This is a genomic window from Paenibacillus baimaensis, from assembly GCF_025567575.1.
Map to the genome: position 1 here is coordinate 1 of NZ_JAOQIO010000088.1, position 12,038 is coordinate 12,038.

The window sequence follows — 12,038 nt, forward strand, 5'->3', positions numbered from 1 at the left end:
TAGGACGTTGCCAAGCACAGTAAAATAGCCTTTTTGGATACTTATCCGAAAAGGCTATTTTTTATTGGCATAACGACCTTGCCGTTTGTATACATACAGAGCAGTCTGCATAGAAGGGCAAGGCCGTAAGGATAGGTATGTAACGTTGTTTGATGAATCTAAACGTAACCTAAGTGCAAACCAATATCCAAATTGCAATTTTTTATTGCGAGTAACATGAAGTATCTTTGTCATTGAGTTTTATAAATCCTCTGGAGGAATGCTTTCTCAGACGGAACAATATGATCAATCGCGGCAAAAAAATCCATAGATGAACGAAAAGCAGGCTTATCATATCTAATGGTGCCCATGGATAAAAACATCCAATAATCATGATTGTAACCCAAAATACTTGCATTTGAAGTCCTCTGAATCTCTTTAAACCTATATGATTGGTTGGCGCTAAACCGAGCCACGGCAAACGAAATCGGAATTGCCAATGCGTAAGTGGTCGTTTTTCCTTTAAAGTGATATGCAAGTAGATGAGTAGGGCGTGGAGTAGTGGAAGGAATGCTATTCCCAATAACATTGCATAGGGACGCAGATGGATTAACTCCCGGGCGAGCATGCTTACAAGGATGCCCCAATAGATGAGATTGAGAATAGTGCTGTAATGAATTCTTTTGAGAAGTCGATAGTGGTATACGGTGGATTCTTTAGAAAGCTCTTGTTTATTCACGATAGCTTCACGCGTCCATTTCATAGAATTCGATTTCGTCTTTGAGTAGGGCATAGCTACAATAGTAGTGAAGATATGTATGCATATTGCATTTATATATATCGGCTGCAATGAATCAAATGTTAAGCTTTGGAACCTTGTATAAGCTATATTCATAATCATATAGTATCCCGAGTTTAAGTTAAGAGAATACGGACATACTGATAGAAAAGAAGAATAGAGGTGAGTCTAATGGGAAAGGTTATCAAGGAACTAGAGGAAGCCCAAGGCTGCATCATCTGTGGACAGACAAAGGAACACGGTATCATGATTATATCCGAATTTATTTGCGAAGATTGCGAACATGAGATGGTACAAACGGACGTCATGGATGCCAAATACCCTTTTTTTATCCGCCAAATGAAGCGAATTTTTTACAAAAAAAATGCATAAGCTCTTGTCCATGTATACAAAGCTCTCTTTCGACGTTAAAACGTTGGAGAGAGTCTTTTTGTTTGTTACAATAGAACTATACTTTCACATGCCGACTGGAGAAACAACTTATGACAATAGATAAGCACAAAGCCCCGTTATTCGAGAAATTAATGGGACATGCCGAACAGTCCTATGTAAGCTTACACGTACCAGGGCATAAATCAGGGCAGGGCTTGGATCAGGCTGCTAGACCTTACTATGAATCTATAATGCGTCTGGATTTAACGGAAATATCAGGTCTGGATGATTTGCATCATCCCGAGGAAGCGATTTTGGAAGCACAGCGATTGGCAGCAGATTGTTTTGGTGCGGAGGAAAGCTTTTTCCTCGTAAACGGAAGTACAGTGGGCAATCTGGCTATGATATTAAGTGTATGTCGCAGGGGGGACCTACTACTAATTCAAAGGGATGCCCATAAGTCGGTCATTCACGGCCTCATGCTCGCTGGTGCACGCGCAGTGTTTGTAAGCCCTGAAGTAGACCTGGTTACAGGAATGACGCGTGGGCTGCGTCTGGAAGCCATACAGGAGGCTCTTGAGAAGTATCCCGAAGCAAAAGGACTGCTGGTGACACGTCCCAGCTATTACGGTATGGCGCTGCCGCTGCAAGCTATCGCCCATCTGCTTCACGAGCACGGAAGACTGCTGCTTGTCGATGAAGCACATGGGGCGCACTTCGGCTTTCATCCCGCTCTGCCTCCATCTGCGCTCGCCTGCGGGGCTGACGCGGTAGTCCAGTCAACGCACAAGCTGTTAACAGCCATGACCATGGGATCGATGCTTCATGTACAAGGCGAGCTCATAGATCGAAATGAATTAAAACGCTATTTGACTATGCTGCAAAGCTCCAGTCCGTCCTATCCGTTAATGGCTAGCCTGGATCTCAGCCGTCGACAGATGCATACAGAAGGCAGAGCATTGTTAGACAAAGCACTTACCGTTGTTGATAAATTTAACAAGGGTTTGGAATTACTTAGTGACTTTACGATACTTGAGCCTATTACGGATAATGAGATCATTTGCAAGGACCCCTTTAAGGTGACGATCAAAGATTCAAACCATCGACTAAGCGGCTTTGATCTGAAGGATAAATTGGAGGCACAGGGCTGCTTTGTAGAGCTGGCTGATCCACAAGCTGTGCTACTCGTATTTAGTCTGGCATCGACAGAGCAGGATGTGCTCAAAGTGCTGAAGGCGCTGAAGGCGATAAGCTTGGCAAATAACGAAAAAACAGTGGGAGACAACAGCATAGAAACATTACGCAGCTTTTCCTCTACAGTGATGCCTGGTTTATCCAAGCCTGTTTCTTTTGACGAATCCAACGTTCGCCAGAAAGGTGCGATTCAGGTTGCGCTGGAGGATGTGGAAGGGATGCATTCAGCCGAAATGGTAGTCCCTTATCCTCCCGGTATCCCGGTACTATGCCCAGGAGAGCTGATTTCTGCTGAAGTATTGCGTTATTTAATGCAACTGGTCGCTATGGGAGCAAGAATTCATGGGTTAATTGAGGGCGAGCAGCCCATGCTTTCGGTGTTAAGTAGTGCCAAATCTTAAGTGGTGCGATATTTTATTAAAATTGTGAGGTAATCATAAGGCAAACGATATATAATAGAAGAAACAGCTTTAAACATGTGTTCGTAAGTCGCTTTTCAGCACTGTGAAGTACAAGTTTTCGTAGAAAACTCGCTTCGGAGGCGGTGAAAAGGAGGATCGCAACAAGCTGTGATTACTAAGTATTGGAGTAAACACGATGTATAAAGGATTTTTCATTACAACTGAGGGTTGCGAGGGCGCAGGGAAGACTTCGATCATCCATTTGCTCACTAACCATCTATCTGCTTTAGGTTATGAAGTCATGACGTCTCGTGAGCCGGGAGGCATTCAAATTGCCGAACAAATCAGGGAGGTCCTTCTAGATACACAGAATACAAGGATGGACGGACGCACCGAGGCATTATTATACGCGGCAGCCAGAAGGCAGCATTTGGTCGAAAAAATTGTACCGGCACTGCAGGCAGGTAAAGTTGTCATCTGTGATCGGTTTATTGACAGCAGCTTAGCTTATCAGGGTCATGCCAGAGGTTTGGGTATTGATGAGGTACTGGGTATTAATCGATTTGCGATTGATCAGATTCTTCCCGATCTCACGATTTATCTAGACGTATATCCGGAAGTTGGACTTAAGCGGATTCATGCCAATGAGGAAAGGGAAATCAACAGACTTGATTTGGAGGAGCTGGCTTTCCATCAAAAAGTGCGTGAGGGTTACTTGATCCTGACGGAACGTTTTCCGGAAAGAATCGTGACGATAGATGCTAATGTGGAAATCGAGGCCGTCTTTAGGCAAGTGAAAGCGGCAATTACCCATTTTCTCCAAAAATAGTTCGTTTATCGCTCGTTTTCGATCGTTTTTAGCGTACAGCAGTACTTGTCATTGCAGGAATTGTACACATGGATGTCAAATTATTATAGAGTGGGAGAACATATTTCACGAGGAGGTTGATGCTAATGAAACTAGTTATTGCCGTTGTCCAGGATAAAGACAGCAATCGTCTTTCTAATGCGTTAATCAAGGAAGGGTTTCGTGCAACCAAATTGGCCAGTACGGGTGGATTTTTGCGAGCAGGGAATACAACCTTTATGATCGGTATTGAAGACGAGCGCATTAGCGATGTGATGCAGGTGATTAAAGCCAATTGCAAGATTCGTGAGCAGATGGTTACTCCTGTGTCCCCTATGGGTGGAACGACCGATTCCTATATACCTTTCCCTGTAGAAGTACAGGTAGGCGGAGCTGCTGTATTCGTGCTTCCGGTTGAAAGATTCGAGCACTATTAAAGAAGGAAGGGTGGACGCGGAGTGAAAATTAATCCGGGCTGGCGACCTTTCGGTAAAGAAATTCAACGCATGGAAAATACAGCTTCCCAGCAGCTGCAGCAGAAGTCTTTCTCAGATATGATGCAGCAGCAAAATGAAGGAGCGAATCAGGAACAGCTTCAACGTATTTTGCAGGAGATACACATGCAGGGTGATCGTCTAAGCAAATCCATGACGGTACGTGAGCTGCGCCAGTATAAATTGCTTGTTATGAGGTTTTTGGAGGAAACGGTGCGTCGGGGTGTCCAACTGCGTGATACACGGGGTTGGGACCGACGGGGCCGCTCCAAACGCTATAAACTGCTGGAAGAGGTTGATCAAGAGCTGTTGACGCTTGCTGATGATATGCTGGAGAGCGAGCAGGGGCGGATCGACATCTTACACAAAATTGGCGAAATCCGGGGGATGCTGATTAACCTTGTCTTCTAAATGACAAGAAATGGCCCCACATTTAAATATTATAGAGTAGGAAAGGATTTTACAGACCGAGATGTCTATTGAGTCCATAGCTGGGCAGGAACGCGTCAAGCGCATATTGCAAAATAGTTTGCGGACGGATAAAGTGTCCCATGCCTATATTTTTACAGGTCAGCACGGAACAGGGCGGAGGCAGATGGCACTTGCTTTTGCTCAGGCCCTGTATTGCAAGGTGCTTCCCGATGATGCCTGTGGAGAATGTCTGGACTGCCGCAAGGTGGAGCATGGTAATCACCCAGACCTCCATTGGGTCAAACCTGACGGAGCATCGATCAAGATCGAGCAGATTCGTGAGCTGCAAAAGCAGTTTGCGTATCGTGCAGGGGTTTCCGGCTTAAAGATGTACGTGCTGGAGAATGCCGATACGATGACCGTGCAGGCGGCGAACAGCTTGCTGAAATTTTTGGAAGAACCGACTTCTCGGGTAGTCGCGATCTTGATTACGGATAACGGGCAAGCGTTGCTGCCTACCATTCGTTCAAGAGCACAGTGGGTGCCGTTTGCTCCACTCAGCCGGGTGTTGATGATAGAAACGCTGCAAGCGGAGGGACATCCGTCCTTTTTGATCCAACCGGCCGTTCGTTTGGCGGCAGGAACTGAGGCGGCACGAGAGCTGATTCAAGGAAATGGGTTTGCAGAAATTAGAAACCTAGTGATACAATTAGCGAGGGAGAGCTTGACCCGACTACCGACATCGATGCTGACCGCACAACAGAAGCTGGCCAAATCGGAGTTAACCGATCAGCTTCCATTATTTATGGATATGCTCATTTTGTGGCTGAAGGATATGGTTCGATTAAGTCTGGGTGATCACAATGAGCTGGTTTTTACAGATCAAACCGAATGGATGGGCGGACAAGCCTTGAGTTACGATATGAAGCACTGGGTCCGCTGCATGGAGCAGGCGATCGAGCTGCAAAAAAGGCTTCGTTTCCATGCAAACCCGCAGCTGGTGCTTGAAAAAATGCTAATGCACTTGAAGGGGGTGTAACATGTACTCGGTTGTAGGTGTACGCTTTAAAAAAGCTGGGAAAATTTATTATTTTGATCCCATCGATCTTCCGGTCGATAAAGATAGTGCTGTGATTGTTGAAACGGCTCGTGGCATTGAATATGGAAAAGTCGTCATTGGTAAGCGCACGGTTAAAGAATCGGATGTGGTTTTACCGCTAAAAAAAGTAATACGGATAGCGGATTATACGGATGCGCAGCTGGTGGAAGACAATAAATCGGCAGCCAAAAATGCATTCGTGCTCTGTCAGGAAAAAATCAAGGATCATCAGTTGAAAATGAAACTGGTTGATGTTGAATATACATTTGATCGTAACAAGATCATCTTTTACTTTACAGCTGAAGGTAGAGTGGATTTCCGGGAGCTGGTAAAGGATTTGGCTGGTGTGTTCCGTACACGAATTGAACTCAGGCAGATTGGTGTTCGTGATGAGGCCAAAATGCTGGGGGGAATTGGTCCATGCGGACGAATCCTATGCTGTTCTTCCTTTCTGGGTGATTTTGAGCCGGTCTCGATTAAAATGGCGAAAGATCAAAACTTATCATTGAATCCAACGAAAATATCCGGGCTTTGCGGCCGGTTAATGTGCTGCTTGAAATATGAGCACGATAATTATGAGAGTGCCAAGGAAGATGTGCCGCGTGTGGGTAGTAATGTAATTACATCATTGGGCAGCGGACGCGTAGTTTCGCTGAACATGAACGAACGTACTGCAAAAATTCAAGTCTATGATTTGGGTAAAGTAATGGAGCTTTCTTTTGACGATGCGGTTGAGCAGCATTAATGGTAGTTCAAGTTCAAGCTTCCTTGAGGTGAACGCGTGGATAAAAGAAACGTATTTGTGCAAATAGAGCAGATAGAAGAACAAATGGGAACGATATACGGCGAGCTTGGTCAGATGAAGCGGCAAATAGTCGAGCTTCTTGAAGAAAATAAACGTCTGAGTATAGAAAATCAGCAGCTGCGCAAGCTGATGAAGATGGACACCTTACCGTCTGAGGTCATTGTGCCACAAGCGCCTATTACACCGGCACAGGCCAAAGAGCTTACAGGGGAAGGTTATGACAACCTGTCTCGACTGTACCAAGAAGGATTCCATATATGTAATGTGTATTATGGGCATTTGCGGACAGAAGGAGATTGCTTGTTCTGCTTATCTTTTCTTAATAAATAATCAGCATCGAAACGCGCATGCGATGAAGTGATAAACTGCAAATAAAACCGCCGTAGGGGAGCAAGCTTCTCTACGGTTTTTTTAGAAAGAGGAACGATATGGGAAAAGTATCTTTACATGCCAGTGAGCGGGTTGATGATCTGCTTACAAATGATTTGAAAATTATCCAGAGTGATGAGGTGTTCAGCTTTTCTCTGGATGCTGTATTACTGGGTCGCTTTTGCTATACGCCACCAAAGGGACGAATGATCGATTTATGTACAGGTAATGGTGTGATCCCCTTACTGCTAAGTACGCGAACCAAAGCCTCGATCGTAGCCATCGAAATACAAGAAAGACTCGCAGATATGGCCAAACGTAATGTGGAACTGAACGAACTGGAGCAGCAAATTCGTATTATTCATGGTGATTTGAAGGATGCCTGCACCGAACTGGGCCATGGGGCATTTGACGTGGTTACAGTCAATCCGCCATACTTGCCGATTCAGGACGGAGAGCAAAACAGAAATGAGCATTTTGCTGCTGCCCGGCATGAGGTGTTTTGTACGTTGGAGGATGTTGTCAGGGTCAGCAGTAAATTAGTGCGTGCCGGAGGGCGTGTCGCGATGGTTCATCGACCAAGCCGGTTGGTAGAGATTTTTGGTATGATGCGGGCCTATAAGTTGGAGCCTAAGCGAATTCGCTTCGTTCATCCACGTGCGGGGGAAGAAGCCAACATGGTGTTGATTGAAGCGCATAAGGACGGCAAACCGGAGCTAAGGACGCTGCCGCCGCTGCTGGTGTATAAAAATAAGACGGAATATTGCGATGAGCTCATGGAGCTTTATTATGGCAAACGTGATGAACTAATCCAACAACCTGAGAACTGAAGAGGAAATCATAATGAATATTCAAAAAAGCTATGGACAAGAGAATGGATTAGGCAAGCTGTACCTGGTAGGAACCCCGATCGGTAATTTGGAGGATATGACCTTCCGAGCCATTCGAATATTGGGAGAGGTACAGTGGGTCGCTGCTGAGGATACACGACAAACGAGAAAGCTGATGACGCATTTCAACATCCCTGCAAGGCTCGTCAGCTATCATGAGCATAATAAGCACGCCAGTGGGCCAGAATTGATTCGCTTGCTGGAAACGGGGGATTCTATCGCTCTGGTCAGTGATGCCGGATTGCCGGCGATCTGTGATCCAGGATCGGAATTGGTGAAGCAAGCGATTGAAGCGGGTATTGATGTAATTCCGATACCGGGTGCCAATGCGGCTTTATCGGCTTTGATTGTTTCTGGATTGTCGACAGAGCGATTCACGTTCCTGGGATTCCTGCCCCGTGACAAAAAATCCTTGCTTCAAGAACTTGAGCTGCTGCAGCCTAAAAAGGAAACCCTTATCTTTTATGAATCCCCGCACCGGATTGTTAAGACGCTTGAGGCTATGCTAACGGTCTGGAATCCCGAACGTCAGGTCTGCTTGATGCGTGAAGTGACCAAGAAGTATGAGGAGGCTGCAAGAGGGACGATACGTGAATGCTGTGATTTCCTGAGCGAATATGAGCCCAAAGGTGAATATTGTATCATTGTTGAAGGCAGCACGGCCTCAGAGATGGCGTTGACTGTCGAATGGTGGGAATCGTACACCATCAAGGCACATGTCGAGCATTATGAATTGCAAGGCTCCGACCGTAAGGAAGCCATGAAACGTGCCGCCTCCGACCGTCAGATGCCCAAGCGAGAGTTGTATAACTTCCTACATAAAGAAGAATGAATCGAATGGCTTAAAACCACTGATAGTCGGCCTTCTACGGAATGGTCTCCTTTCCCAAAAAAAATCCCTGAGTCATAGTTGTCTATGATTCAGGGACAAGAGGAGATATGAAAAAGGTTAGAATTACCTAAGTAAGAATTGCTATCCTTATTATAAACTATTTTTCTTATTTTGTCACAGGTATTGGCATATCAGACAAACATTCGTGACAAATAATTTTACCTTTATAATAAGAAACATTTTCAGCGTTACCGCAAAAGATACAAGCAGGTTCATATTTTTTGAGCATGATGCGCTCGCCATCTACATAAATTTCCAAAGCATCTTTTTCGCCGATACCCAAAGTTCTGCGAAGCTCGATAGGAATAACAACCCGACCCAATTCATCGACCTTTCTAACAATACCAGTTGATTTTAACATGTTATAAGTCCCCTCTCAGAAAAAAATAATCGTCATTATTCGACATAATTCTTATTTTCTATGATACCAACCATTCCCATAATAGTCAACCTCAACTTGTCGATTTTTGACAATCATGATGTCGAATTTGTTCAAATTTGATTAAAAATTCATTCAAAATAGCTAAATTTTTCTTGAATTGATTTAATAAAGGCTTTACGAGGGGGATTTAGTCAGTTAAATATATGATAAAATTGGAAATATGAATATGATATTATTCGACAAATATACGGGTTTTTGTTTGTTTATGTCGAAAAATCGAAGAAAGTGCAGGTGAAGGATCATGACTCGTTCTCTTCAAGAAGAAAAAGTATTTAAGGACCCTGTTCACAAATATATTTATGTTCAGGATCAGACGATTTGGGATTTGATTAATACCAAGGAATTTCAAAGGCTGCGCCGGATCAGGCAGCTTGGTACCTGCTTTGTAACTTTTCATGGGGCGGAGCACAGCCGGTTCTCACATTCGCTTGGCGTATATGAGGTGACTCGAAAAATCATCTCGCAATTTGAACGCAACCAGTATGAGGATTGGCCTAGGGAAGAAAGACTGCTCTCCTTATGCGCTGCTCTGCTTCACGATGTCGGGCATGGTCCCTTTTCCCATTCCATCGAAAAGACATTTGGCACCCACCATGAGGATTGGTCCTGCAGGATCGTGCTTGGCGAAACCGAGATCAATCGTGTCCTTAAACAGGTATCACCCACCTTTCCAGAGCAAGTTGCTGGTGTTATTTGCAAAACCTACCACAAGGAAATTGTCGTCAGCCTCGTTTCCAGCCAGCTCGATGCTGATCGTATGGATTATTTGCTTCGTGATGCTTATTTTACAGGGGTCAATTATGGCACCTTCGATCTGGAACGTATATTAAGAATTATTCGCCCCTTTCAAGGCCATATTGTTGTCAAGGAGAGCGGGATGCATGCCGTCGAAGATTATTTGATGTCGCGCTACCAAATGTATTGGCAAGTCTACTTTCACCCGGTTACGCGAAGCGCTGAAATTATTTTGCAAAAGGTGTTCGGACGTGCCAAGCATCTGTATGAGGAAAATTACGAGTTCTCCTTTATGCTTCCGCCCCTATTAAGCTTATTCCGCAAAACGTTAACTGTGCAGGAATACCATATGCTGGACGAGGCGTTCATGCAGACTGTGTTGGCACAATGGTCAACCGAGCAGGATCCGATTTTGTCGGATTTATGCTCACGGTTTCTAAATCGCCGATTGTTTAAGTATGTGAAGCTTGAGCAATTGGATATCAAGCAATTGGAAAAATTACGTGTTGTGATGCAGGATGCAGGCATTGATCCGACATTTTACATGGAAATTGATTTTCCCTCGGATCTTTCGTATGATGTGTACCGTCCGGGTGAGCACGATGAAAACTTGCCGATATTGCTGCTTGATCAGCATGATCAATTAACTGAAATTTCGCAGAAGTCAGAAATTATCCGCTCAATCAGCGGCATTCATAAAGGGCAATACCATTTATATTTCCCTGAGGAGCTGCTGCAGGTTGATCGTAGCACCATCCCGACCGAGCTCAGAAACCTGCTGGATGCGGAAGACTAACTATAGAAGGAGACATAACCATTATGCTAACCGACACACATGTACATTTAAATGCGCCCCAGTTCGATGAAGATCGACACGAGGTCATACAGCGCGCGTTAGAGAACGGAATCAGTCGAATGATCAATGTCGGATTTAATAGAGAAACGATTCCAAGCTCGATCGCTTTGGCTGAGCAATATGATTGTATTTATTCGACTGTGGGCTGGCATCCGCAAGATGCCAAAGATATGACGCCTGAAGATCTGGAATGGATCGAGCAGCTCTGCAGCCATCCCAAAGTTGTCGCTATTGGAGAAATCGGACTTGACTATTATTGGGATACATCTCCCAAGGATGTTCAAGACAAGGTGTTCCGTCAACAAATTCGGCTCGCCCGCAAGCTGGGTATGCCCATAGCCATTCATAACCGTGATGCTCACCATGATATTATTCAGGTACTGCGTGAGGAGAAGGCAGCCGAGGTCGGCGGCGTGATGCATTGCTTCTCTGGCAGCTGGGAAACGGCGAAGCAATGTCTGGATATGAATTTTTATATTTCCTTTGGAGGACCTGTGACCTTTAAGAATGCCAAGCAGCCAAAAGAAGTGCTGGACAAGGTACCTCTGGATCGATTGTTGATCGAAACGGATGCCCCTTATTTAACGCCTCACCCTTACCGTGGCAAGCGGAATGAGACTGCTTATGTGAAATTAGTCGCAGAAACTGCTGCTCAAATTAAAGGCCTTACACTTGAGCAAATTGCTCAAATTACTACCCAAAATGCCATTACATTATTCGATCTAAAATGAATCATTTTTGGGTGTAGAGAAGCTTTGTTTTTCTCGCTCTAGGGGATATTGCAAGTAAATATACACAGGCATAATGAAAATGAGAGATAAATAGGGTTTTTATCGGTAAAAACCTGAATTATGACCTAATTCAATTGAAATTCACCGTTTTTTGCCCTGTTTGTATACTTTACAAGTTCACACCGGAGAGCGTAAACTCAATATTAACTTAATACGATTACCAATTTTCCATTTTCGCTGAGTTTCCTAATGGGAAACGGGGGAACCAAAAAGTGATTTGCTCATTGCAATCAATGGGGCAAAAGTCACGATTTCTGGGGTGAATCTTTCGGATAGAATCACGTGTTTACGTGTATACGATTCAATCCAAAGTAGGGCGACTCTCAAGTCCGAATCCGTCAGCTAACCTCGTAAGCGTTAAGAGAGAGGTAACGATTGTCGTGTACTTTATTTCATCATGCCGGTGAAATAATATAAGAGTCACGGGAAGAGTCCTCTTCTCCGCTGACTTTTTTTGTGTTCTCCCGTCATTATAGCAGGGGTTCCGGAACAGGCCGACATCTTACACTGGGGAGGTGTTGAACGCACTCAGAAAGAACGATATGGAACGTAGATTGCAGCCCTTTAGTTTCTAGACAAACGCGCCTCGATCTTGAATGGAGAAGCCGAAGCCGTTTATCCTCGTTTAACGAAAGATTGCAAAACCTAAACCATAGTCGCGT

At 44.6% G+C, this 12,038-nt stretch carries 13 protein-coding genes and 1 riboswitch; of the genes, 12 read left to right on the forward strand and 1 reads right to left on the reverse strand.

The genetic code is table 11. From position 1 onward, the window contains the following. Positions 1–949 precede the first annotated feature (949 nt). The 10 genes from OB236_RS22265 (at position 950) to rsmI (ending at position 8,492) form a co-directional block, all read left to right on the forward strand. Positions 950–1,150 (forward strand): sigma factor G inhibitor Gin, encoded by a 201-nt coding sequence (locus tag OB236_RS22265; RefSeq protein WP_076237253.1) that lies wholly within the window; start codon positions 950–952, stop codon positions 1,148–1,150. Between the two features lie 110 nt (positions 1,151–1,260). Further along, entirely contained in the window at positions 1,261–2,745 is a 1,485-nt protein-coding gene (locus OB236_RS22270; RefSeq protein WP_262685964.1) for an aminotransferase class I/II-fold pyridoxal phosphate-dependent enzyme, read from the forward strand. Between the two features lie 196 nt (positions 2,746–2,941). Continuing rightward, positions 2,942–3,574 carry a dTMP kinase gene (tmk, locus tag OB236_RS22275; RefSeq protein WP_076237257.1) on the forward strand — a complete coding sequence of 211 codons (633 nt, stop codon included), beginning with the start codon at positions 2,942–2,944 and terminating at the stop codon, positions 3,572–3,574. A gap of 125 nt (positions 3,575–3,699) precedes the next feature. Continuing rightward, positions 3,700–4,029: a cyclic-di-AMP receptor gene (locus OB236_RS22280; protein ID WP_076237259.1), complete on the forward strand. Its 330-nt coding sequence runs from the start codon at positions 3,700–3,702 to the stop codon at positions 4,027–4,029. Between the two features lie 21 nt (positions 4,030–4,050). Continuing rightward, complete coding sequence (locus tag OB236_RS22285; RefSeq protein ID WP_076237261.1) at positions 4,051–4,497, forward strand: YaaR family protein; 447 nt, start codon at positions 4,051–4,053, stop codon at positions 4,495–4,497. Positions 4,498–4,558: 61 nt separating this feature from the next. After that, complete coding sequence (gene holB, locus OB236_RS22290; protein WP_076237263.1) at positions 4,559–5,536, forward strand: DNA polymerase III subunit delta'; 978 nt, start codon at positions 4,559–4,561, stop codon at positions 5,534–5,536. 1 nt (position 5,537) lies between these two features. Continuing rightward, a complete protein-coding gene (locus tag OB236_RS22295) occupies positions 5,538–6,341 on the forward strand; it encodes a PSP1 domain-containing protein (RefSeq protein ID WP_262685965.1) in 804 nt (267 codons plus the stop codon). 36 nt (positions 6,342–6,377) lie between these two features. Continuing rightward, a complete protein-coding gene (yabA, locus tag OB236_RS22300; protein ID WP_076237267.1) occupies positions 6,378–6,731 on the forward strand; it encodes a DNA replication initiation control protein YabA in 354 nt (117 codons plus the stop codon). Positions 6,732–6,829: 98 nt separating this feature from the next. Beyond that, positions 6,830–7,600, forward strand: a complete 771-nt coding sequence (locus OB236_RS22305) for a tRNA1(Val) (adenine(37)-N6)-methyltransferase (RefSeq protein ID WP_262685966.1) — start codon at positions 6,830–6,832, stop codon at positions 7,598–7,600. A gap of 13 nt (positions 7,601–7,613) precedes the next feature. Beyond that, positions 7,614–8,492 (forward strand): 16S rRNA (cytidine(1402)-2'-O)-methyltransferase, encoded by an 879-nt coding sequence (gene rsmI, locus OB236_RS22310; RefSeq protein WP_262685967.1) that lies wholly within the window; start codon positions 7,614–7,616, stop codon positions 8,490–8,492. Positions 8,493–8,658: 166 nt separating this feature from the next. On the opposite strand, the gene OB236_RS22315 is transcribed toward rsmI, so the two are convergent. Beyond that, positions 8,659–8,913 (reverse strand): AbrB/MazE/SpoVT family DNA-binding domain-containing protein, encoded by a 255-nt coding sequence (locus tag OB236_RS22315; protein ID WP_076237273.1) that lies wholly within the window; start codon positions 8,911–8,913, stop codon positions 8,659–8,661. Positions 8,914–9,235: 322 nt separating this feature from the next. Here OB236_RS22315 and OB236_RS22320 point away from each other — a divergent pair, with 322 nt between their 5' ends. Further along, positions 9,236–10,525, forward strand: coding sequence for an HD domain-containing protein (locus OB236_RS22320; RefSeq protein WP_262685968.1), 1,290 nt, complete (start codon positions 9,236–9,238; stop codon positions 10,523–10,525). A 23-nt stretch (positions 10,526–10,548) separates the two neighbouring features. Then, complete coding sequence (locus OB236_RS22325) at positions 10,549–11,316, forward strand: TatD family hydrolase (protein ID WP_076237277.1); 768 nt, start codon at positions 10,549–10,551, stop codon at positions 11,314–11,316. 225 nt (positions 11,317–11,541) lie between these two features. Further along, positions 11,542–11,749: riboswitch (cyclic di-AMP (ydaO/yuaA leader) on the forward strand. Positions 11,750–12,038: the final 289 nt, after the last annotated feature.